The sequence below is a fragment of the Metamycoplasma canadense genome (assembly GCF_000828855.1).
GTDB lineage: Bacteria > Bacillota_I > Bacilli_A > Mycoplasmatales > Metamycoplasmataceae > Metamycoplasma > Metamycoplasma canadense.
Genome location: NZ_AP014631.1, coordinates 519,961 through 544,567 on the forward strand (window position 1 = coordinate 519,961; position 24,607 = coordinate 544,567).

Sequence of the window (24,607 nt, forward strand, 5' to 3'; positions counted from 1 at the left end):
TTGGTTTAACTTTTGAAGCTTGTTATATTTTTTGTCAATTATTTTATTTTAATTTTGTAGACTAATTTTTAATTCGTTATCAATTATTTCAAGATTTATTATTGTATTTTGATTAATTTCATTATTTAAAATAGCATCAGCAATTTTGTTTTCGATATTCTTTTGAATAAATCTTTTAATAACTCTTGCTCCAAACGCAGAATTGTAAGTATTTTTAGCTATGAAATTTAAAACATTATCATCGAAAATTAATTTTGCTTTTATATTATTCAAAATTCTTTTAGCTAGTTTATTTAATTCAAGTAAAACTATTTTTTCAATATCAGTTACACTAAGTGGATTAAATGGAATAATTTCATCAATTCTATTTAAAAATTCTGGAGTAAATTTCTTAAGTAATATTTTATTTAATTCTTCATTAGTTGGTATTTTTCTTATTATTTGTTCAGATGCTATATTTGAAGTCATAATAATAATTGTATTTTTAAAGCTAATTTTTCTTCCTTTACTATTAGTTAAAAATCCTTCATCTAGAATTTGTAGTAATATATTTAAAACATCACTATGAGCTTTTTCAATTTCATCAAATAATACAATTGAATAAGGATTTTGTTTTACTTTTTCACTTAGTTGCCCTCCATTTTCATCATATCCAATGTATCCTGGAGGTGATCCTATTAATTTAGAAATTGAATGTTTTTCCATATATTCAGACATATCTAATCTAATAATATGGTTTTCATTATCAAATAGATTAAAAGCTAAAGCTTTTGCTAATTCTGTTTTTCCAACTCCTGTTGGTCCTAAAAAAAGAAATGAACCAATTGGGCGATTAGGATCGTTAATATTAGTTTTTGATCTTTTAATTGCTTCTGAAACTAAATTAATCGCATTTTTTTGTCCCTTAACTCTTCTTTCTAAATTATTGCTTAGGTTAAGAATTTTATTTTTTTCTGTCTCAAGTAGTTTAGTAATTGGAATTTTAGTTCATTTACTTACTATTAAAGCAATTTCTTCTTCATCAATTGTTTCTTTGATTAGTTTATTTTTAAATTGACTAATTTTTTGTTCAATTTTATTTTTTTGCTCTTCTAGTTCAGGAATTAAAACATACATAATTTTTGAAGCTTCTAAATATTTGCCTTCCGATTGAAGAATACTTAGTTGATGTTTTAAATTTTCAATATTGTCTTTAACTACAGATAATTTTGCAATGATTTCTTTTTCATTATTTCATTGTTTTGTTAATTCGCTCTGATTATTTTTTAAATCGTTTAATAAATTAGTAATTTGATTTATTCTTTCTTTACTTTTTTTATCAATTTTTGTTGTTGAATTTTCAATTGCAGCTTTTTCAATTTCTAATTTTCCAATTTTATAATTTAATTTTTCAATTGGTTCAGGAATATATTTCATTTCAGTTTTAATATTTGAAGCAGCTTCATCTATTAAATCAATTGCTTTATCTGGTAAAAATCTATCTTGAATATATCTAGCAGATAAATTAGCTGCAGCTATTAATGCCTCATCATTTATTTTAACTTCGTGAAATGTTTCATATCTTTCTTTAATTCCTCTAAGAATTGTTATGGTATCTTCTATTGTTGGTTCATTAATAAAAATTTTTTGCATTCTTCTTTCTAATGCTGAATCTTTTTCTATATATTTTCTGTATTCATCTAATGTTGTGGCTCCTATTAAATGTAATTGTCCTCTAGCCATCATGGGTTTAATAATATTGCTAAAATCCATATTACTTTCAGAACTTTGTCCAGCTCCAACAATCATATGAACTTCATCGATAAATAAAATTATTTCACCTGTTGATTTTTCAATTTCTTTTAATAATGATTGCATTCTTTCTTCAAATTCTCCACGATATGAAGATCCGGCAATTATTGACGAAATATTAAGCTCATAAATTTTTTTGTTTTTTAAATTTTCTGGAACTTGATTTTGAATAATTTTTAAAGCTAGCCCTTCAACAATAGCTGTTTTTCCTACTCCTGGTTCGCCAACTAAAACAGGGTTATTTTTAGTTTTTCTTGATAAAATCCTAATAAGTGATCTTATTTCTTCATCTCTGTTAATAACCGGTTCTAATTTTCCTTCCAAAGCAAGTTTTGTTAATTCTCTTCCGTACTCTTCAAGAGGATTTTTATTTTTTTTATTTTCGTTATATGGTGTTCATGATGCATGCATAATAAAAACTCTCCTTCTTTATAACATGGTTTTATAAAAAAATTATATCATTTTTTAGCACTCTTGATAATAAAGTGCTAAAAAATAAAATAAGATTTTACACTGAATAATTAGAGTTTAAAAAAATATAATGATTATGTATTTTTAATAAATAACTAAAAAATAAAAAGTAATATAATTTAACAAGGTTATTTTATATAACCACTTGAGTATGACAAAATTAACTGGAAAAAATTTTTGAATAATCTATACTACTTTAAATATATCATTAATGCTTATATTTGCTTCATTGGCATTTTTTGATTACTCTTTAATATTGGGATTTTTAGTAGGAATGATTAGTTTTTTATTATTTTTACTACTAATAAAACTAGCTTTAAAAATGGTTAAAAATAGTATTGAAACTCAAGAAAAAAAACAATATAAGATAAAGCTTTATACGGCTTTTTTAATTTTTTTATTATTACTATTTTTAAATTTAGGATTACTAAGTTTGTTTATATGAGTTAATAGCTATTATCATCATAATTATAATAATGAAACTAATATTGCATTTTTTCCATTTAATGTAATAACAATAACATCTCCATATTTATTGTTATCAATATTTTCAATAATATGAGGTATTTATTTGTTAATAAAAACAAAAAGAAAGGAGGATAATGGATAAACTATTAAAACTTAATTGATTTGGGTCAAAAGAAATAAATTCTAATCAAATTTTTTCATTAATTGTATTAGTCTTTATAACATTGGTTTTATCAATTTTAATTTATATTGCAATTAAAAGACAAAAAATAAATAAAGCTCCAAATGCGGCAATTATTTTAGTTGAAACAGCTATTATTGGTGGGGATAGTTTTTTTAGTGAAACTCATGAATCAAAATTTGATAGAGCAAACCCTTACTTAATTTCTTTATTTGCTTTTATGTTTTTTGGTAATATCCTTTCATTAATCGGTTTTGCTCCGATAGGAACAAGTTTATCTGCAGTTTTAGCAGCAACAGTTGTGTCATGATTAGGAACAGCATGAGTTGGTATTGCTTATAATAAAATTAAGCATATAATTAAATTATTAAATCCCTTAGAATTTGCTTCAAATTATTCACCTATTATTTCAATGACATTCCGGGTATATGGAAATATTATTGGAGGAGTTGTTTTAGTTTCTTTAGCTACAATATTTTTAAATAATATTTGGGCTAAGATTATTGGTATTCCCCCTACAGCTCCAGCAACTACTTTTAACCCATTTGGAATTTTGGTATTGCCAGCATTTAATTTATATTTTGATTTATTTGGTGGTGCAATACAAGCATTTGTTTTTGTAGTTTTAACTATGTCCTACTGATCTCAGGCAGCACAAGTTGATATTAAAGAAAAACATAAAAAGAAAATAAGAGATTGAAAGAAAAAAATAATTGCTAATAAGCAAAAAACTCAAGAAATTGAGCAAATATTAACATAAAAATATTTATTTTAGGAGAAAAAAAATGATTGAAAAATTAAGTCAAATCAGTGAAACTATTCAAAATTTTAATTCTGAAAAAGCTAATTTAGGAACAAATCAAAATTATCCAATTGCTTATGGATTAACAATGTTAGGCGCAGGGATTGCAGTAGCTGGCGCCGGGCTAGTTTCTGTAGGACAAGGTGTAGCTGTTGCTAAAGCTTGTGAAGCTGTTGGTAGAAATCCAGAAGCTTTATCAAAAGTTCGTACACTATTAATTTTAGGTTTAGCTATTGTTGAAACTGCTTCTATTTACTGTTTAGTTATTGCTTTATTATTAATTTTTGTATAAAAAATAGAAACATGAAAATTGATCAAATATTAACTAAAAGTTCCGAAGGAACAGGAAGTGTTAGTGAAGAATTAGAAAAAACATTTTCTGGATTAGGTTTTAGTTGACCATTATTTATATTTTCATTAATAGTTTTAATGCTTGTAACCGTTATTATCACTTTTTTGGTTTATAAACCAGTTAAAAAAATGGTACAAAAACGTCAAGAATTAATTCAGGAAAATATTGACGCTTCAATAAAAGCTAAAGATGAAGCTTTAAAAATTCAAGAAGAGCATGATAAAAAAATTATTGAAGCAAATAACCAAGCAAGAACTATCATAAATAATGCTAAGGCTGAAAGCGAAAGAATTGTTAATAGTGGTTCAGCTATAGCAAAGAAAAAAGCTGAGATGATGTTAGAACAAGCTGAAATTTTAATTAATAAAAAAAGAGCTGAATTTAATAAAGAACAAAAGAAAATTATTATTGAAAGTGCTGTTGAAATAGCACAAAAAATTATTGGTCGCGAAATCCAAGATAGCGACAATATTAAAATGATTCAAGAAGTTATTAAAAAATAGTTATGACAGATTTAAATGAAGTTATTAACAATTGATCATTTGCTTTATTTGATTTAGCTAGAAACTCAAATAAATTAATTGAAATTACTAATCAAGCTGCAGACATTATTAAGGTTTTAAAATTAAATAAAAAATATTTAACAATTTTAAATTCTTTTGATATTTCAGAAGAAAAAAAGTATAACTTGATTGATAAAGCTTTTGCTTCTTATCATTCATATATTATTAATACAATTAAATTAGCAACAAAAAAACATGTTGTGAAATATATGGATATTATTTTTCACCGTTTTATTGAATTATCTAACGAAGAATTAAACATTAAGTTTGGTTATGTTTATTCAGTTAAGTCATTAAGCAAAAAAGAAATTACAGATTTAGAAAATAAATTTTCAAAAGCATTAAATGCACAAGTAACGTTATTTAATGAATTAGATCCAACATTAATCGGTGGAATAAAAATAAAAATTGACGAATTTTTAATTGATAATTCAGTTTTAGGAAAATTAAACAAAATTAAATCATTAGTATAATGAAAGGAAAAATATGGCTTTAAAACCAAGTGATTTATCAGCTATTATTAAAAATCAAATTAAAGATTTTAATGAAACTATTGCTTATAATGAAGTCGGAAGAGTTATAACTGTTGGTGATGGAATAGCCTTGGTTAGTGGACTTACTAATGTTGAATATGGTGAACTAGTTATTTTTGACTGTGGTATAGTTGGAATGGCATTAAATCTTGAAGAAGAATTAGTTGGTGTTGTTGTCATGGGGGATGATAGAAATATTGTTGAAAATTCGCACGTTAAAAGAACTCATGATGTTATTTCTGTTGAAGTTGGTGATGCCTTATTAGGTAGAGTTTTAAATGCTTTAGCAAAACCAATAGATGGCAAAGGAAAAATTAATTCTGAAATAAGAAGACCAATTTTTAAAATAGCTCCTGGAGTTATGACACGTAAGGAAGTTTCAGAACCACTTCACACTGGAATTTTAGCAATAGATGCTTTAATTCCGATCGGTAAAGGGCAACGTGAATTAATAATTGGTGATAGACAAACTGGAAAAACAGCGATTGCTATAGACTCAATTTTAAATCAAAAAGGTAAAGATGTTTTTTGTATATATGTTGCAATTGGTCAAAAAAATTCAACAATTACCCAAATTGTTGATCAACTTTCTAAAAATGATGCCTTAAAATATACGACTATTATTGCTGCCTCTGCTTCTGAAAGCGCTCCTTTACAATATATAGCTCCTTATACCGCCGTTACAATTGCTGAAGAATGAATGTCAAGAGGAAAAAATGTTTTAATAGTTTATGATGATTTATCAAAACACGCTGTTGCATATCGTACATTATCATTACTATTAAGAAGACCTCCTGGACGTGAAGCATATCCTGGCGACGTATTTTATTTACATTCACAATTACTTGAAAGATCAGCGCGTTTAAATGAAGAATATGGTGGTGGTTCAATTACAGCCCTACCAATTATCGAAACACAAGCTGAAGATATTTCAGCATATATTCCAACTAATGTTATTTCAATCACAGATGGTCAAATTTTTACTAAAGAATCATTATTTAATTCAGGACAAAGACCTGCTATTGATATTGGTTATTCAGTTAGTCGTGTTGGATCTTCAGCACAAACTAAGATGACTAAAAAAATTGTTTCTAGTTTAAAATTAGAATTAGCTCAATACAACGAAATGCAAGCTTTTGCTCAATTCGGTTCTGACTTAGATCAAAATACAAGAATTATTCTTGATCACGGTGCAAAAGTTTATGAATTATTAAAACAAGCTCAATTTTCACCCTATTCACCAACACAACAAATTATTTTATTATTCTGTGCTAAATACTGTTTAATTAATGTTATTCCTAAAAATATGATTGTTAATTATCGTCAACAAATTTTAACATTCTTTGAAACAAATACAGAAGCGACAAAGATTTTAAGAAAAATTAATGAAGCTAATGATTGAACTAATGAGTTAATTGAAGAAATTTATAATCAAATTATTGCATTTAATGATTTATTTATAAAAACAATCCCATTGTATAACAAAGATAACTTTATTCCTGTTCCAGAATTACCATGGAAAGTTTACAAAAAATAAAGCAACGTATTAACTCAATTAATTCAACAAAAAAAATTACAAAGGCAATGCAATTAGTTGCCACAGCTAAATTTTCAAAAATTAAAAATAAACTTAACGAAGTTAAATTATATTTTAAAAATGTTGAAAATATTTTTATTAATTTAATCAAGCATTCAGAACAAGATATTGATAAACTTTTAAATACAAATGCTTTAAAATTTTCAGCAAAAAGAAATTTATTTATTGTTTTTGGTAGTGATCTAGGTCTTTGTGGATCATTTAATTCAGAAATGTACAAAAAAATTAATGAAGTTGTAACTGGTGATGATATTTTAATTGTTATTGGTAGTAAACTTCTTAGTTTAATTGAAAAAAATAAGAAATTTCATATTATTCAAACGCTAACGCAAATAGGGGATAATCCAACTTACGAAATAACTCAAGTGGTTGCAAATAAAATATATGATGTTTTAGAAATTTCTTTATTAAGTTCAGTTAAATTAATTTATACAAATTATGAAAACGCCTTAAAAGCTGATCCAGTTGTGCAAGAAATTTTTCCTATTTCTTTTGACACTATTAAAGATAAAGAAAAAGAATATATCGAAAACAATACTTATAAAAATAATGAAATTATATTTGAACCGAATGCTGAAACTATTTTATTAAATTCATTTAAAATATTTTTTGAAGCTTCAATTTATAATGCTATGATCAATGCAAAATTAGCTGAAACTAGCCAAAGAAGAACTGCTATGGAACAAGCTTCCGATAACGCAGAAGACTTAATTGATGATTTAAAAATTGAATATAACAGTTCACGTCAAACAAAAATAACACAAGAACTAACAGAAATTGTTAATGGATCTGGTTCTTAGAAAGGTTTAAAATGAAAAATAAAGAAAATGATGAATTAAATTATGGTGTTATTACACAGATTTTAGGTGCTGTTATTGATGTTAGATTTAAAGAAGGTCAAGCACCTAAAATGCTTAATGCCTTAGAAGTTATTGATGAAAAAAATCCAGATAATAAACAAATTTTAGAAGTAGCTCAACATATTGGTAATGATACTGTTAGAACAATAGCTATGAGTTTAACAATAGGTCTAAGAAGAGGAATGAGGGTTTTAGATTTAAAAAGACCTATTTCAGCTCCTGTCGGAAAAGAAATTTTATCAAGAATGTTTAATGTCTTAGGTGAGCCTATTGATTTACTTGGCGGAGAATTTAAAAATAAAATGCCAATACATAGAAGTGCACCTAGTTTTGAAGAGCAAAAATCAACTCTAGAAATTTTTGAAACCGGAATTAAAGTTATTGACTTACTTATTCCTTATATCAAAGGTGGAAAAATTGGTTTATTCGGTGGTGCTGGTGTTGGTAAAACAGTTTTAATTCAAGAGTTAATTAATAATATTGCTAAGCAACACGGTGGTTTATCAGTTTTTGCTGGTGTTGGTGAAAGAACACGTGAAGGTAATGATTTATATCACGAAATGAAAGCTAGTGGAGTATTAGATAAAACAGCTTTAGTTTTTGGCCAAATGAATGAACCTCCCGGAGCAAGAATGAGAGCACCATTTACAGCCTTGACAATGGCTGAATACTTTAGAGATCAAATGGGTCAAGATGTTTTATTATTTATTGATAATATTTTTAGATTTACTCAAGCCGGTTCAGAAGTTTCTGCCTTATTAGGAAGAATGCCATCTGCCGTTGGATATCAACCTACATTAGCTGTTGAAATGGGTCAATTACAAGAAAGAATAACCTCTACAAATAAAGGTTCTATCACATCAGTTCAAGCTGTTTATGTTCCGGCTGATGATTTAACAGATCCTGCTCCAGCAACAACATTTACGCATTTGGATGCTAAAACAGTTTTAGATCGTGATATAGCAGCATTAGGTATCTATCCTGCGATTGATCCTCTTGGTTCAAATTCAAGAATGATGGATCCAAATATTATAGGTTTAGATCATTATAATACTGCTAGGGAAGTTCAAAATATTCTTCAAAGATTTAAAGAATTACAAGATATTATTGCAATTCTTGGAATGCATGAATTAAGCGAAGAAGATAAAAAAGTTGTTACAAGAGCAAGAAGAATAAGAAGTTTTTTATCTCAACCTTTTTTCGTTGCTGAAAAGTTTAGTGGTATCAAAGGTAGATATATTCAATTACAAGATACTATTAGATCATTTAAAGAAATTCTTTCAGGTAAATATGATGACTTACCAGAAGAAGCATTTTTATATGTTGGTACAATTGAAGATGTTATTGAAAAAGCTAAAAATTTAGGTTATAAATTTGAAAAATAATTATGAATAATAAATTAATTGATGTTGTTATTACAACTCATGATGGTGTTTATTATCAATCTCAAGCTTCGATAGTAACTTTTACAACTACTGAAGGTCAAATTGGTTTGATGAAGGAAGCCATCCCCTTTTTAGCAGCATTAATCCCTTCACAAATATATGTTAAAAATAAAGATAATATAATAGAAATTTTTTATATTGATCGTGGAATTGTTGAATTTAAAAACAATTTATTATCGATAATAGTGAATAATATTGACATTAAACCATTTGATTTACATGCTAAATTTTATAAGCAAAAACAAACAAAATATACTGTTATTGAAGAAATATTTTTGAAAAAAAAATTGGCTGAACAAAAAAAATAATTTTAATGCAGATTTATTATTCTGCATTTTTTATAAGAATAAACTTTATTAGTTAGGAGAAAAAAATGATTAAAACTATTTATTTAGCCGGGGGATGCTTTTGAGGGGTACAAGCATATTTTTCACATGTTAAAGGAATCATAGATTCTAAAGTTGGATACGCTAATGGTTTAACTAAAAAAACCACATATCAACAAATAAAATTTACACAACATGCTGAAACCTTGCAACTAAAATATGATTCAGATCAAATTTCATTAGAAGAAATAATTTTACATTTATTTAGATTTATTGAACCTGATTCATTAAATAAACAAGGTGTTGACACTGGGATTCAATATAGAACTGGGGTTTATTACCTAGATGAAATTGATTTTTTAAAAATAAATAAATTATTTGAAATTTTAAAAAAAGATTATAAAGAGTTCTATGTCGAGCTTAAAAAACTGGATAATTTTTGTTTAGCAGAAGAATATCATCAAAATTATTTAGTAAAAAATCCACTTGGATACTGCCATGTTAATTTATTAGTTGATTTTAATTTAACTAATAAAGAAAAAGAAATCTTAGATTTATTAAAATAATAAATTCTTATAATATTTGCCATTTATTTATTTTAATAAATGAGTATGATAAAATTTAATATATTAGTTATATAAGATTAATAATGAAAAGTCTCGGGTAAAAAAATGAAAAAAGTTAAAAAATTTATTCTTTCTCTTACTTGTTTAGCAACCGTTGCGACAACAACTATGTTTATAGCTGTTTCTATTAAAAAAAATGAACCTTCTTCAGATTTAAAAGAAACAAACGAATTATTAGAAACATATAAAAGCAATAAAATAGAATTAGAAAAATTAAAGGCATCATTAGAAGAACAAAATAAAAATCTAATCGATATTTTAGAAAAAGATAAAGCAACAGAACAAGAATTAAGATTATTAGAAGAAAAAATTGAAAATCTTACTGCTAAATTACAATATGAGGAATGATATTCTGCAAAAATAAAGGAATTATCAACAAAAAAAGAAATTGTAAGTGAAATTGAAAAAATAAATAAAAATAAAAAAGCAAATACTAAAACTGAATTTGAATCATTAAAAAATGAAATTGAAGCTAAAATTTCAGAATTAAGCAAAAAAAATTCTTAGTTATCTTTATTAATTAATGTTTATTAAAATAAATCCAGCTATTATAATTTGGATTTATTTTTATTTTTTATAAAGAAGCTTAATTTATGTTAAAATTATTAAGCAATTTAAAAATGGCGTTCGTGGCGAAGTGGTTAACGCTCCGGGTTGTGGCTCCGGCATACGAGGGTTCGATCCCCTTCGAACGCCCCATTTTTTTTATTTCTTTTTTATTTTATTGCATAATTTTTTCATTATAAAATTAAGGTAATTTTTAATATTTTATTAAAATTATTATTATAAAAAATAAATATTGTTGGAGGTTAAAAATGTCATTAAAAGCCGGTATTGTAGGACTTCCTAATGTTGGAAAGTCAACACTTTTTTCTGCATTAACATTAAATGAAGTTGAAGCAGCAAATTATGCTTTTACAACGATTGAACCAAATGTTGCAATTGTTAATTTAGAAGATGAAAGACTTTATAATCTTGCTAAAATTGTAAATGCTAAAAAAATAACTCCAGCTACTTTTCAGTTTGTGGATATTGCTGGTTTAGTTGAAGGCGCTTCAAAAGGAGAAGGATTAGGAAATAAATTTCTAGCAAATATTCGCGAAGTTGATGCGATTGTTCATGTTGTAAGATGTTTTGAAAATGATAATATTGTTCATGTTAACAATAAAATTAATCCTATTGAAGACTTAAAAATAATTAACTTAGAACTTATTTTATCTGATTTGCAAACAGTTGAAAATATTTTAAATCGTATCGGAAAAAGGGCGCTTAATTCAAATGATAAAGAATTAAAAAAAGAATATGATCTTCTTTTGGAAATTAAAAAACATTTAATGGATGAAAAAATGCTTAAAAATATTGATTTTTCACAAGAGCAATTAGCTTTTATTAAAAACTATCAATTTTTAACATTAAAACCAACTATTTATGTTGCAAATTTAGATGTTAATTCATATAAAAATATTAATGAAGCAAAATATTACTTAGCACTAAAAAATGAACTTGAAAAAGCTAAAGAAATAATTATTCCAATTTGTATAAAAATTGAATATGAAGTATCACAATTTTCTAAAGATGAAAAAAATATGTTTTTAAATGAGTATAATATTTCTCAATCTGGACTTGATACTATTATTTCAAAAAGTTTTTATTTATTAAATCAATCTACTTATTTTACTGCCGGCGAAACTGAAACTCGTGCATGAGTTTTTAAAAATGGTATGAATGCTGCTGAATGTGCGGGTATTATTCACACAGATTTTGAAAAAAAATTTGTTAAAGCGGAAGTTATTAAATATGATGACTATATTTTATATAAAGGCGAAAAATTAGCAAAAGAAGCTGGCAAAATGTCATTAGAAGGTCGAAATTATTTAATGCAAGACGGTGATGTTTGCTATTTTAAAATTGCGAAATAAAAAACTGGACTTTTTAAACCAGTTTTTTATTTATTCAAATTAATTTTGATATGGCAGGGGATGCAGGAATCGAACCCGCACAGATGGGTTTGGAGTCCATAGTTCTACCATTAAACTAATCCCCTAAACATATAAAATTATAAATTAAAGAAATTTAATAATTTTTAAAAAAATCTTTTATTTTTTCAATCTTGTCTAATTTTTCTCAACTTAGGTCTAAATCATTTCTTCCAAAATGACCAAAAGTTGCAGTTTGTAAGTAAATTGGTCTTAATAAATCCAAGGTATTAATTATCCCTTCAACGCTTAAATCAAATATAGAATTAATAGCTTTTATTATTAATTCTTCCTTATACATGCTTGAATTAAAGGTGTCAACATATATTGATTGAGGATTTGGTAGACCGATTGCATACGAAAGTTGAATTTCAATTTTTTCAGCAATTCCAGCTGCTACTAAATTTTTAGCAATATATCTTGCCATATAAGCAGCACTTCTATCGATTTTAGTAGCATCTTTTCCTGAAAAAGCACCACCGCCGTGATGAGCAAAACCGCCATAAGTATCAACTATTATTTTACGTCCGGTTAAACCTGTATCACCAATTGGGCCTCCAACAACAAATCTTCCTGTAGGATTAATTAAAAGTTCGTAATTTAAATTAAAATTATATTTTTTAAGTATAAAATCTATAATATTTTCCTTAATAAATTTTTTAAATTTTAAATCATTAAAATTTTCTTCATGTTGAATAGACATTAAAACTTTTTTAACTTCGTAAGTATTTTTTTTATCATCATATTCAATAGTGACTTGGCTTTTCATATCAGATTTTGCAAAAGGGAATTTCTTTTCTTTTCTTAATTTTTCAGCTCGTTTTACAAGTTCGTGTGCTAAAACAATAGTTCAAGGCATATAAAATTCATTTTCATTTGTTGCATATCCAAATAATATTCCTTGATCTCCAGCTCCTAATTCCTTATTATCGCTTTTATTTACACCTTGAGCTATATCCGGACTTTGTCCAGTAATAGCGTTAATTATTTTAAAATCATTTTCATTGTAGCCTAAATTTTTTAATATTTTTCAGGCTTCTTTAATTGTATCAATATATCCTTTTGTAGTAATTTGTCCACCAATATAAATTAGATCGTCATTAGCTATAACATCACAGGCAACGCGTGAATATTTATCTTGTTTCAAAAGAGCATCAACAATTGAATCTGAAATTTGGTCACAAATTTTATCAGGATGTCCTGCTCCTACACTTTCTGAAGTAAGTAATTTTTTCATATTTTCCTTTCTTTATTATTAAATAATTAAATTAAAACAATAAAAAAACAACTTAATTTAAGTTGTTTTTTAAAATGCAAAAACTTAAATGATACATGTTAGATAAAAAATATCTCTGACTATTCCACCTTATTTTTTAAAAAAAACAGGTTGGCATGTTTCATTGCTTGTCAAGCTAAACAACTCTTAATGTATTTAATTTAATGATTACTAAAAAAGTATAACACTTTAAAGCAGAATAATATCGTTTTCATTGGCAAAATTTATAGTTTTTTCATCCCAAACACTAACTTGAACTTCACCAATATGTTCTTTTTCTAAAAGAAACATTGCTATTCTTGATTGACCAATGCCACCGCCAATTGTTAAAGGTAATTTATTTTCTAAAACAGATTTATGATATGGAGAAATTTCACTAATTTTTTGTTTGTCTAATTTATATTGCTTTATAAGTGCTGTTGAATCAACTCTAATTCCCATGCTACTTAATTCAAGAGCAATGTCATTTACTTGATCATAGACAACTAAATCCCCATTTAATTTTCAATCATCATAATCTTTTGCTCTTTTTGAATGAGGGATTCCATCAGGCAGTTTGTTTCCTATTTGATAAATAAAAACTGCTTTATTTTTTTTAACTATTTCATACTCTCTTTCTGCTGGTGTTAATAAAGGATAAAGTTTATAAAGTTCTTTTGAAGATATGAATGTTATGTTTTCTGGAAGTTTAGTATTTAAATTTGTATATATTTTATTAATTTCTTTTTCAGTGGTTCTTAGAGTTTTATATATTTTTTTAACAATTTTTTTTAAAAAAGGTATATTACGATCATTTTTATCAATAACCATTTCTCAATCTCATTGATCAACATAAAATGAATGCGTTAAATCAATATCTTCTTCTTGTCTAATAGCATTCATATCGGTGTAAATACCTTCGTATAAAAAGAAATTATAACGATTTAAAGCATCTCTTTTTCATTTTGCTAATGAGTGAACTATTTCAACATTTTCAACTATATTTTTAGGCTTAAATGTAACAGCTTGTTCACCATTTAAACCATCATTTAAACCAGTTTTCTTTTTTAAAAAAAGTGGAGCTGATACTCTTGTTAAACCAAGATTTTTTCTTAATTTAGATGAAAAAACATCTTTTAATTTTTCAATAGCAAATTGAGTTTCTTTTAGATTTAATTTTGATTTTATCATAAGTAAAATTTTAACAAAAAGGAAATAAAAGATTGACTTTTTAATTTTTAAGTCAATCTAATTACTATTTTTAACTAAAATATTATTCTTTATCTTGAATCGAATCAAAACCAGGCATTATGTTTCCTTGAATAAATTCTATTGAAGCTCCACCGCCAGTTGAAATAAAGCTAAATTTTGATTGGTATCCTAATTTATTTATTGCAGTAACAGAGTCTCCACCACCAACAACTGAATATGCATTTTGATTGTTTGCAATAGCTATTGCAATACCTTTAGTACCATTTTCAAAATTTTTAAATTCAGTAACTCCTGCTGGTCCATTTCAAAAAATAGTTTTAGCTGTTGAAATTATTTTACTAAATAGTTTAACAGATTCAGGACCAATGTCCAAGCCTTGATATCCATCAGGAATGTTGATATTATTTTTATCTGTAAATAATGGAGTTTTATCGGCAAAATCATCTGTATAAGCATTATCGATTGGTAAAACAATTTTATCTTTATACTGTTTTAAATATTTTTTAGCCATTTCAACTCTATCATCTTCGCAAATTGAATTACCAATTTTGTGTCCCAAAGCTTTTTGAAAAGTATATGCCATACCACCAACAATTAAAACCTTATCAGCGACATTAAATAATTTTTCTAGAACCTTAATTTTATCACTAACTTTTGCTCCACCAATAATAGCAACATAAGGTCTTTCAAAACCTTCTAAAATTTTTTGAAGATGCATAACTTCATCGTTCATTAAAAATCCTAATGCAGATTCTTTTGAATATTTTGCAATTCCAGCTGTTGAAGCATGTGCACGGTGTGAAGCTCCAAAGGCGTCATTAACAAAAACATCTCCTAGACTTGCTCAATATTTAGCTAATTCATTATCATTGCCTGATTCAGCTTTATTATTTAGATCTTCAAAACGAGTATTTTCTAAGAAAATAATTTCACCTTCTTTTAAATTCTTAGCTGCTTCTTCAACTTCTTTTCCTTTAGTTTGAGGAATAAATTTAACTGGTTTTTTAATAATTTCAGCAAATTTTTTAGCAACAACTTCTAATGATTTAGTATTTTTATCTTCTTGTGTTTTTATACGCCCAAGATGAGATAATAAAATTAATGCTCCACCGTTTTCTAAAATATAGTTAATTGTTGGTATAGCAGAATCTATTCTTTTTGTATCAACAACATTTCCATTTGATATCGGAACATTAAAATCAACTCTTAAGACGATTTTTTTACCTTTTAAATCTATGTCCTTTATTGTTTTTTTCATTACTTATCTCCCAAATTAATATAAAATTTTTACAATATAGTTAAAATTATATAGAAATTTATATTATTTAAAATATTAATCAATAATGATTAGAAAATTTTTATAAAGGATAAATAAAATGGCAAAACTTTTAAAAGCACAAAAACAAAAAGATACTAGAACTTTGAAATATGATCCTGAAAATGATAATATTTCAAGAATAATTACTGAATTTCAAACATATAAAAAAAATGCAAAATTTTATAAATCTTATTCAGAGATGGAAATTTTTTCATTGTTTCAAAAAATAAGATTTATGAAAATTGAAGATGAAAAAAGTTTTGAACAAATCGAGGAATCAAAGAAAAGACAAAATAAAATTAGATTAAAATACAATAATTTTATTGAGTATGAAAAATGGTCTGATTCTCCTTTAGCAGATAAAACTAGACCTTTATCAAAAGCAAAAAGAATTTTAATTATTAGTGTTTTTATTCTTATAATTATAAGTTTACTTTTAGTTATTATTGGTCTAAATAAATGATGGTAGGAGGGTTAAATGGAAACGGCTATATATGTAATATTAGGTATAGTAATTTTAATTGCCCTAGTTATTTTAACTAACTATATAATAGTTATTATTAAAGCAACACAAAATAATAAATCAAATAAAAAAACTCTTGGAAATTCAACAAAAATTAGAATAATTTATCAAATTAAAGAAGCATTAGAAAAACTATCAAAAACAAAAACAGGTGCAATAATTACAATTGAAAATAAGGATAATTTAGATTCTTTAAGAACTGATGGAATTATTCTCGACGCAAATATTTCTTCATCAATTCTACTTTCAATTTTTAATAAACATAGTCCTTTACATGATGGCGGTGTTATTATTAGAAATAATAAAATCTATTATGTTGCAACATATTATAAAATAACTAAAAAATCAATTGATAATAAATATGGGGCTCGTCATCGTGCTGGAATGGGTATTTCTGAAGTTTGTGATGCGTCAACATTGATTGTTAGTGAAGAAAATGGCGGAATAACTCTGGCTGAAAATGGTGTTTTACAACCTGTTCCAATTGAAAATTTACAAATTGTCCTAGGAAGAATTTTAAAAGATTCAGATTAATTTTCTGAGTTTTTTATTTTTTTTAAAAATAATAAATAATATATTTTTGATAATTCAAAATAGTTTTTAATTTGGTAAAATTATTTGGATAAAAATATTTATTTTTGTTAAAATTATTTTTATTATCATTTGAAAATTGTAAAATTATCAAAAATAGAAATTAAATTAAACGATTTTTTGGACAGGACATAGATGAAAGGCTATGCTTAGGAGGTTAAACGCGTTTAATCAAGATTTTTTAATTATTTAAAAATCAATACAATAAAAAAATATTTAAATATTTTGAAAGGATATAAAATGGCAAAAGTAGATTTTGACCGTTCAAAAGCTCACGTTAACGTTGGTACAATTGGACACGTTGACCATGGTAAAACAACATTAACAGCTGCTATCGCTACAGTTTTATCTAAAAAAGGTTTATCAGAAGCTAGAGACTATGCTTCAATTGATAACGCCCCAGAAGAAAAAGCACGTGGTATTACAATTAATACATCACACATTGAATATCAAACAGAATTACGTCACTATGCACACGTTGACTGTCCAGGACACGCTGACTATGTTAAAAACATGATTACAGGTGCTGCACAAATGGATGGTGCTATCTTAGTAGTTGCTGCTACAGATGGTCCTATGCCTCAAACTCGTGAACACATTCTTTTAGCAAAACAAGTTGGTGTTCCTAAGATAGTTGTTTTCTTAAACAAAATTGATATGTTTAAAGAAGATGAAAGAGAAGAAATGATTGGTTTAGTAGAAATGGATATCCGTGACTTACTAAACGAATATAAATTTGATGGTGACAACACTCCAGTTATTGCTGGTTCAGCTTTAAAAGCTTTACAAGGTGATCCAGTTTATGAAGAAAAAATTATGGAATTAATGGATGCTGTTGATACATATATTGAAGAACCAAAACGTGAAACAGAAAAACCATTCTTAATGGCTATTGAAGATGTTTTCACAATTACTGGTCGTGGAACAGTTGCAACTGGTAGAGTTGAACGTGGTGTTCTAACATTAAACGAAGAAGTTGAAATTGTTGGTCTAAAACCAACCAAGAAAACAGTTGTTACTGGTATTGAAATGTTTAGAAAGAATCTAAAAGAAGCCCAAGCTGGAGATAACGCTGGTTTATTATTACGTGGTATTGATAGATCAGAAATCGAACGTGGTCAAGTTTTAGCAAAACCTAAAACAATCGTTCCTCACACAGAATTTGAAGCTACAGTTTATGTTCTTAAAAAAGAAGAAGGTGGACGTCACACACCATTTTTCCAAAACTATAAACCACAATTCTACTTCCGTACAACAGACGTTACAGGTGGAATTCAATTTATTGGACAACGTGAAATGGTTATGCCAGGTGATACAGTTGAATTAAAAGTTACTTTAATTGCTCCTATCGCTGTTGAAGAAGGTACTAGATTCTCAATCCGTGAAGGTGGTAGAACCGTTGGTGCTGGTACTGTAACTAAAATTACAAAATAATTTTTTACAGATATTTTATATATTTTAAAAAACACGAGCGGTTTTGCTTGTGTTTTTTTAAAATAAAAATTACATAAAATAAATATTTTTATGTGTATAATTAAGCATTAAAAAAATATAAATAGAGGTAATTAAATGAAAGAATTTGATGTTGTAATTTTAGGCGCTGGACCTGGTGGATATAGTTTAGCTAATATACTATCCTCAAATGGTAAAAAAGTTGCATTAATCGAAAAAGGCGACTTAGGTGGAACTTGTGTTAATGAAGGATGTATTTCTACTAAAACATTAATCAAGAGCGTAAAGGTTTTGGAAACCTTAAAAAATGCAAATGAGTTTGGAGTTAGTGCTAATGATATTAATTTTGACATAAATTCAATTCAAAAAAGAAGACAAATTAATAAAGAATTTTTAAACAATGCAATTAAAAAATCGTTAGATGCTTCAGGCGTTGAAATATTTTTTGGTGAAGGTAAAGTTTTAAATAAAAATACAATAATTGTTAATAACAAAACCATCAAAACTAATAAATTGGTAATTGCAACTGGTGCTTCAAGTCGTAATTTAGATGTTCAAGGATATAATGAAGCAAAAGAACAAAAATTTGCTATTAATTCAAAAGATGCCTTGTATTTAGATAAAATTCCTGAATCATTAATTATTATTGGTACTGGTCCTATTGGTCTTGAATTTGCTTATTATTTTTCAACTCTAGGTTCAAAAGTAATCCTAATTGATTCAAATAAATTTATGAGTAATTTTGATATTGATTTACAAAATAATGTGAAACAATATATAGAGGCAAAAGGTATCAAAATTATTGAAAATGCTAAAATTTTGAAATTTAATGATTCAAATTTATTAATTGATGTTCTAGGACTTAAAACTAAAATTGAAGCTTCAAAAGTTTTGCTTGCAATTGGTAGAACCGCTAATATTGAATCTTTCACTTCGTTAAATTTAGAATTGAATAAAAATAATAGTGTTAAAGTTAACAAAAAAATGGAAACTAGTATAAAAGATGTATATGCATTAGGTGATGTTACTGGAAAAATGATGCTTTCAACTTTTGCTTATAAAAGCGGTGATATTATTGCTAAAGAAATTTTAGAAAAAAATTCAAATAAAGAAATTATAGATACCAAGTTAATTCCTTGATCAGTTTATTTAAATCCTGAATTTGCAGGTATTGGCTACAATGAACAACAACTTCAAGAAGCGAATATTGAGTTCAATGTTGTTAAAATTCCCACAAAAGTTCTTCCAAGAGTTCATGCTGATAATTTAGATAAGGAATTTGGTTTTATTAAATTTTTAATTTCAAAAGAAGATGATCAAATTTTAGGATCTTTTATGTTTGTTGAAGGAGCTCATTTAATTATTAATGAAGTAGCTTTGGCTATGGCAAATAAAATATCATTTAAAGATTTACAAAATCATCCTTTTACTCATCCAACAGTTGCTGAAGCAATTTATTACGCAGCAAGAGGATATAGTTTTAAAAAATAACTTTATAAATAGCAGAGTATTAAAATTCTCTGCTATTTTTTTAAAAAAATAAAGTTATTAGTTTTAAAAATTTTTTTATTTTAAACATAAAATTTTTGAACTAATAATTTTGGTAAAATTTTTATGATATTTTGTAAACAATTAAAAAATTTAAAAAAGGAAAATAACCTTATGGATAAAAAAGAATTATTTAAGCAAAGATTAATTAAATATATGGAAATTGAGGCAATGTCTCGTTATGAAGAACCTGTTGTTAATGAATTAAAAGAATCATTTAAAGAGCTTAATTTTGAGGTTTCAAGAGATAATTTAGGTTCAGTTATTTTTAGAAAAAAATCAAAAAATTCAAATGCTCCAAAAGTAATGATAGCGGCTCATATGGATGAAGTTGGATTTATGGTTAGAAATATTGACAAAAAAGGTCAACTATTTTTATCTCCAATTGGCGGAATTTGACCAACCACTGTTATAGGTACAAAGGCTAAACTAGTTACACAAGATAATAAAGTATTTTTAGGATTATTTGGGCATACAAGTATTCATATAATGCAAGATAATGAAATTAGTAAAGCAATTACAAATAATGATTTATACGCTGATTTTGGTTTTAAATCAGACAATGATGCAATTGAACAAGGTGTTGGGGTTGGCGATTTAGTTTATATGTCAGGAGAAACAATTTTTTTCAATGATCCAAATTTAATTGGTGGTAAGGCAATGGATAATAGAGCAGGAGTAACTGTCTTAGAATACGTTGCAAAAGAAATTTCAAATAAAGAATTAGATGTTGATTTATATTTAGTTGGAACTGTTCAAGAAGAAGTTGGAACAAGAGGAGCAAGAACGAGTGTTTCTTTAATTAAACCTAATATTGCTATTGCTTTAGATACCTGTGCTTCATATGATACTCCAAATACTATTTCTGGAAATACTTCATTATTTAAAGGAGCTGCGCTAAGAATTAAAGATCGTGGTACAATGATGGATCCGAAATTAGTTAAGGAATTTCAAAATATTTCAAAAAAATATGAAATACCTGCTTATAAATTTGTAGCAATGGGTGGCGGTACTGATGCTCATGAATTACAATTTGCACATGGTGGCGCGGCAACTTTAACAATTTCATTACCTCAAAGATATTTACATAGTCCAATTGGAGTTTGTGCAATTTCTGATTTAATGGCAGCAGGCGATTTATTAATTAATTTTCTTCAGAATTTTAATAAAGAAAAATGAGAAGAAATGAAATATAACTAAATTTTATTTTATTTTTGTTGCACCTAAGATAACGGCTTTAGAAAGTCGTTATCTTAAATTTTTTAAATATATAATTAAACTCAAAGGTTAAATAAAATAAATTAAAAAATCTTGAATTTTAATATAAAATAAGGCATTTTTTTGTAAAAAAAAGTCTTTTTTTTTTTTTTTTGAAAATAATCATAAAATAAAAAATTATTAAATTAATTTTTAATAGAAAATAAGTAATTTAAAAATTTCTTTTTAAATGTTATAAATTTTTAAAAAATTAAAAAATTAAATGTTTAGGAAAAATGTAGTATATGAAAAAATCAACTAAAAGAAAAATAATAAAATCTTTAGCTATTTTAGCAACCGCGACCACTGTTTTAACCACAGCTAGCTTGATTTCTAATTTAAATAAATTAAGTCAAAAAGAAATTAAAAAAATAATTTCAGATATTAATAAAAAAATTCAAGAAATTAATAAAGAAGTTGAAATTATTGAATTGAATAGTAATTCTATTGGGACATATGAAAAAGCTATTAATAAAGCAAAAAATAATTTAGAAGAAAGTAGAAAAATGCTTTCTTACTTTGATAATAAAGAATTTCTTAAATATAAAAGCATTTTAGAGATTTTATATATATTTAAAAAAAATATTCAAGATCTAAAATTTAAAATAGAAGATTCAGAAAAAAAATTAATTGAAAATAAAAATTTTGTTGCTGAAGTTATTAAAAATGCAACTAAAACATTAAATAAAGTAACAAAAATAGAAAAAAATAAATTATCTCCTGATTTAAAAAATGCTATTGAAAAGTTGAAAAATACATTAAATGAAATTGAAAAAGAAAAATCAAATAATTCTGAAGAATATATTGATAATTTAGTTTTTATAGCTAAAAAAGCTGAAGAAGATGTTAAAAAAATTGAAGTTGATGTTCAAAATAAAGAAGCTGAAGAAGCTTTAAAACAATTGGAAACTGAAGTTGAAAATTATATTTCACAAACTTTAGCAGATAAAAAATATGAAAGTGTTAAAACTGAATTACAAAAAGCATTAAATGAAGCTAAAAAATCAGTTGAAGCAAATGAAAATAAAGTAAAAGAAAAATTAGACGCAGCTAAAGAACAAATTCAAAAAGCCTTTGAAAAAGCTAAAGAAGATGTTAAAAAAATTGAAGTTGATGCTAAAAAAGTAGTTAAAACTGAAGAAGAGCAAGAAAAAAATAAAAAAGCATCTGAAGCAAGAAAAGAATATGAAAAAACACTTGCAGAAATCAAAAAGTATTCAGCTACATTAACTGATCCTAAATTTAAAAAAGTCAAAGAAAAATTAGATGCAGCTATTAAAAAAGCTAAAGATAATTTAAAAAAAGATGCCGATGAAGTAACAATTAATAAAATTAAAAAAGATATTGAAGATGCTAAAAAATTAGCTGAAAAAGTAATTGAAGGTATCAATAATATTCAAAATTATTATTTATCTCGTGATGAAAAAAATAATATTGAATATCAGCTAAATTCATTAAATAATCTTGATGAAATAGATAAAATTATAAAATCTGCAATTGAAATAAATACTCAAAAACAGAGTTGAATTAACGATATAATGTCACCAAACTTTGAATTATTGAGTACAGAATGGAAATTAAATAGTAATACATTCATAAAAGTAAATGATTTTAGTGAAGCTCAAAAAAGATATAATACATTAAAAGAAGCTCAAAAAATAAAAAAAGAAAGAGAAACAAGTATAAATTCCCTTTCAAAAGAATTGCCGGATTGAGTTAAAAACCAGTTGCTAAGTCAATTAAAATCGAGGGACTTCAAAATTGATAATAATATTAAAAATTACAACGATTATGACAGAAAATATTTAAATGAATTAACTCAAGAAATTGAAGGCTGAAGACAAAATGGTTTAGAACATATAAAAAATCTAAAAATCTTAGATAACATAAAAAACGATATGAATGAGTTTGTTAAATATGATAATAATAATGATGAATTAAAGAAAATTTATGCGGATTTTGTACAGTTTATAAATAATAATACTTTAGTTGAGGGTAATAATAAAAACCAATTAATTACAAAAAAACAAATTGTCGAAAGAGAAATTGTACAAAAATTTAATAGTTTTAACGAAAATATGTCATCCTTCTTTTTGAAGGTTAAAAATAATGCTATAAAAGTAGGATACGATATTGAACCTGATATTTATGATAATTATAAAAAAACATTAGAAGAAACAAAATTAGAAATAGATAAATACTCTAATAAATTAGACAATATTAAACAAAACTCAGATCATATAAACAAAATTAGAGACGTATCTAGATACGACCAAACTAAACAAGAAATATCAAATATAAAAAATTGAATTGAAGAAAAAATATCATTAGCCAATAAGTATAAAGAATTAGCAAATAAAGTCCATATTGATAAAAAAATTAATGAAGATATTAAAGAAAAACTTTTAAGTAGAATTAACAAACATTGAAGAAATGAAAAAAATCTTAATTCTCAATTTGCTAAATTAGAAGAAGATATAAATAAAGAAATTAAGAATAATAAACAAATTTATGATCAGTATGAGGATTCAAAAACTAATTTAAATAATGAAATTGATTTATTAAAAGAATATCGCCATGATAAATGGAATAAAAATATAGATAAAAATCATGATTTAATTGTTCAAAAATACGAAAAAATTGCAAAAGATATTGCTGAAAAAAATGTAAAATTATCAGATAAAATAACCGAATTTGAAATAGCATTTAGAAATCTTCATGAATACGTACGTCATTGAAATGAAATAAAAACTTATATTGAACAAAAAGCAAAAAATGATTCTATTAAAACTATTGCTTGGGAAAAATATGAGACAGAAACTATTGAAATAAGAGATAAAATAGCTAACCAACAAATTAAAAATGATACATACTTATTTAGCCTAATTAACGGTAAGCTTCAACAAACATTTGATGAAGTTAAAAAAATAGTGTTTAAAAATGAAATACTTAGACTAATAGGAAATGGAAAATGATCAATAAAAGACGATATTGATAGAGATCATATTAATCTTAAAATTAATGATGCATATGTTTATAAAAAAACATCGAATGGTAAGTATAATGATATACACGCCTTAGATGGAGATGATAATAAATCAACATATAGTGATTTAAAAATAAAATTCTATGTTAAAGATTCACAACAAAAGTCTCAAAATCCTAATGAATGATATGTTTGACTAGGTAATGAAACATCTTCAAATAATGAAGACAAGAAAGATGCTATAATCTTTAGTAGTGGCGATAGTGATGGCATTGAGTATAGAGTTCAATTTGAAGACTATAAAACATGATTTAGAGTAACTGTCCCTACTGAAGAAACATATAAAACAAATAAGAAAGAATATCAAAAAAATGAAAAAAATAAATCATTTCATATTACTGATAAAAATCTAGTATTTAGAAAAATGAATAAAAGAAAACTTTTTTAAAACTAATTAAGTTTTTGCTTATATTA

Annotated in this window: 22 protein-coding genes and 2 tRNA genes; 19 read left to right on the forward strand and 5 right to left on the reverse strand. The window is 25.6% G+C overall.

What is annotated here, in order from left to right; genetic code table 4:
- Positions 1 to 48: 48 nt before the first annotated feature.
- Complete coding sequence (locus MCAN360_RS02070) at positions 49 to 2,202, reverse strand: ATP-dependent Clp protease ATP-binding subunit (protein ID WP_052461473.1); 2,154 nt, start codon at positions 2,200 to 2,202, stop codon at positions 49 to 51.
- A gap of 211 nt (positions 2,203 to 2,413) precedes the next feature.
- On the opposite strand from MCAN360_RS02070, the gene MCAN360_RS05610 reads away from it, so the two are divergent.
- The 13 genes from MCAN360_RS05610 to ychF all read left to right on the forward strand — a co-directional run bounded on the left by MCAN360_RS05610 (position 2,414) and on the right by ychF (position 11,934).
- Positions 2,414 to 2,872, forward strand: a complete 459-nt coding sequence (locus tag MCAN360_RS05610; RefSeq protein WP_045434013.1) for a hypothetical protein — start codon at positions 2,414 to 2,416, stop codon at positions 2,870 to 2,872.
- Positions 2,865 to 3,671 carry a F0F1 ATP synthase subunit A gene (locus MCAN360_RS02080; RefSeq protein WP_045434015.1) on the forward strand — a complete coding sequence of 269 codons (807 nt, stop codon included), beginning with the start codon at positions 2,865 to 2,867 and terminating at the stop codon, positions 3,669 to 3,671. Before MCAN360_RS05610 ends, MCAN360_RS02080 begins: the two co-directional genes overlap by 8 nt.
- Before the next feature lie 25 nt (positions 3,672 to 3,696).
- Positions 3,697 to 4,005, forward strand: a complete 309-nt coding sequence (gene atpE / locus MCAN360_RS02085) for an ATP synthase F0 subunit C (protein WP_102032222.1) — start codon at positions 3,697 to 3,699, stop codon at positions 4,003 to 4,005.
- Positions 4,006 to 4,016: 11 nt separating this feature from the next.
- Positions 4,017 to 4,568, forward strand: a complete 552-nt coding sequence (locus tag MCAN360_RS02090; RefSeq protein ID WP_045434017.1) for a F0F1 ATP synthase subunit B — start codon at positions 4,017 to 4,019, stop codon at positions 4,566 to 4,568.
- 2 nt (positions 4,569 to 4,570) lie between these two features.
- A complete protein-coding gene (locus MCAN360_RS02095) occupies positions 4,571 to 5,101 on the forward strand; it encodes a F0F1 ATP synthase subunit delta (RefSeq protein ID WP_045434020.1) in 531 nt (176 codons plus the stop codon).
- Between the two features lie 13 nt (positions 5,102 to 5,114).
- Complete coding sequence (gene atpA, locus MCAN360_RS02100; RefSeq protein ID WP_045434022.1) at positions 5,115 to 6,698, forward strand: F0F1 ATP synthase subunit alpha; 1,584 nt, start codon at positions 5,115 to 5,117, stop codon at positions 6,696 to 6,698.
- On the forward strand, positions 6,677 to 7,558 hold the full coding sequence (gene atpG / locus MCAN360_RS02105) for an ATP synthase F1 subunit gamma (protein WP_045434025.1): 882 nt from the start codon (positions 6,677 to 6,679) through the stop codon (positions 7,556 to 7,558). The genes atpA and atpG overlap by 22 nt, the downstream gene beginning before the upstream one ends.
- An 11-nt stretch (positions 7,559 to 7,569) precedes the next feature.
- Positions 7,570 to 9,003 (forward strand): F0F1 ATP synthase subunit beta, encoded by a 1,434-nt coding sequence (gene atpD, locus MCAN360_RS02110; protein ID WP_045434028.1) that lies wholly within the window; start codon positions 7,570 to 7,572, stop codon positions 9,001 to 9,003.
- A gap of 2 nt (positions 9,004 to 9,005) precedes the next feature.
- Positions 9,006 to 9,371 (forward strand): ATP synthase subunit epsilon, encoded by a 366-nt coding sequence (locus tag MCAN360_RS02115; protein ID WP_045434030.1) that lies wholly within the window; start codon positions 9,006 to 9,008, stop codon positions 9,369 to 9,371.
- A gap of 65 nt (positions 9,372 to 9,436) precedes the next feature.
- Complete coding sequence (msrA, locus tag MCAN360_RS02120) at positions 9,437 to 9,955, forward strand: peptide-methionine (S)-S-oxide reductase MsrA (protein ID WP_045434032.1); 519 nt, start codon at positions 9,437 to 9,439, stop codon at positions 9,953 to 9,955.
- A 105-nt stretch (positions 9,956 to 10,060) separates the two neighbouring features.
- Entirely contained in the window at positions 10,061 to 10,522 is a 462-nt protein-coding gene (locus MCAN360_RS02125) for a hypothetical protein (protein WP_045434034.1), read from the forward strand.
- A gap of 116 nt (positions 10,523 to 10,638) precedes the next feature.
- Positions 10,639 to 10,714: transfer RNA gene (locus MCAN360_RS02130), tRNA-His, on the forward strand.
- A 116-nt stretch (positions 10,715 to 10,830) separates the two neighbouring features.
- Positions 10,831 to 11,934: a redox-regulated ATPase YchF gene (gene ychF / locus MCAN360_RS02135; RefSeq protein ID WP_045434037.1), complete on the forward strand. Its 1,104-nt coding sequence runs from the start codon at positions 10,831 to 10,833 to the stop codon at positions 11,932 to 11,934.
- A gap of 51 nt (positions 11,935 to 11,985) precedes the next feature.
- Here the strand turns inward: ychF and MCAN360_RS02140 are convergent.
- The 4 genes from MCAN360_RS02140 to MCAN360_RS02155 all read right to left on the reverse strand — a co-directional run bounded on the left by MCAN360_RS02140 (position 11,986) and on the right by MCAN360_RS02155 (position 15,716).
- Positions 11,986 to 12,059, reverse strand: a tRNA-Trp gene (locus MCAN360_RS02140).
- 29 nt (positions 12,060 to 12,088) lie between these two features.
- Positions 12,089 to 13,228: a methionine adenosyltransferase gene (gene metK / locus MCAN360_RS02145; RefSeq protein WP_045434040.1), complete on the reverse strand. Its 1,140-nt coding sequence runs from the start codon at positions 13,226 to 13,228 to the stop codon at positions 12,089 to 12,091.
- A gap of 228 nt (positions 13,229 to 13,456) precedes the next feature.
- Positions 13,457 to 14,437 (reverse strand): aspartate--ammonia ligase, encoded by a 981-nt coding sequence (asnA, locus tag MCAN360_RS05615; protein WP_045434043.1) that lies wholly within the window; start codon positions 14,435 to 14,437, stop codon positions 13,457 to 13,459.
- A gap of 82 nt (positions 14,438 to 14,519) precedes the next feature.
- A complete protein-coding gene (locus MCAN360_RS02155; protein WP_045434046.1) occupies positions 14,520 to 15,716 on the reverse strand; it encodes a phosphoglycerate kinase in 1,197 nt (398 codons plus the stop codon).
- A gap of 118 nt (positions 15,717 to 15,834) precedes the next feature.
- Here MCAN360_RS02155 and MCAN360_RS02160 point away from each other — a divergent pair, with 118 nt between their 5' ends.
- The 6 genes from MCAN360_RS02160 (at position 15,835) to MCAN360_RS05620 (ending at position 24,581) form a co-directional block, all read left to right on the forward strand.
- Entirely contained in the window at positions 15,835 to 16,245 is a 411-nt protein-coding gene (locus tag MCAN360_RS02160; protein WP_045434048.1) for a hypothetical protein, read from the forward strand.
- 9 nt (positions 16,246 to 16,254) lie between these two features.
- Positions 16,255 to 16,833 carry a diadenylate cyclase gene (locus MCAN360_RS02165; protein WP_045434051.1) on the forward strand — a complete coding sequence of 193 codons (579 nt, stop codon included), beginning with the start codon at positions 16,255 to 16,257 and terminating at the stop codon, positions 16,831 to 16,833.
- A gap of 297 nt (positions 16,834 to 17,130) precedes the next feature.
- A complete protein-coding gene (tuf, locus tag MCAN360_RS02170; RefSeq protein ID WP_045434054.1) occupies positions 17,131 to 18,324 on the forward strand; it encodes an elongation factor Tu in 1,194 nt (397 codons plus the stop codon).
- 135 nt (positions 18,325 to 18,459) lie between these two features.
- Positions 18,460 to 19,833, forward strand: a complete 1,374-nt coding sequence (locus MCAN360_RS02175; RefSeq protein WP_045434056.1) for a dihydrolipoyl dehydrogenase — start codon at positions 18,460 to 18,462, stop codon at positions 19,831 to 19,833.
- Positions 19,834 to 20,004: 171 nt separating this feature from the next.
- Positions 20,005 to 21,090 carry a M42 family metallopeptidase gene (locus MCAN360_RS02180; protein ID WP_045434058.1) on the forward strand — a complete coding sequence of 362 codons (1,086 nt, stop codon included), beginning with the start codon at positions 20,005 to 20,007 and terminating at the stop codon, positions 21,088 to 21,090.
- A 302-nt stretch (positions 21,091 to 21,392) separates the two neighbouring features.
- A complete protein-coding gene (locus tag MCAN360_RS05620; protein ID WP_045434061.1) occupies positions 21,393 to 24,581 on the forward strand; it encodes a coiled-coil domain-containing protein in 3,189 nt (1,062 codons plus the stop codon).
- Positions 24,582 to 24,607 lie beyond the last annotated feature (26 nt).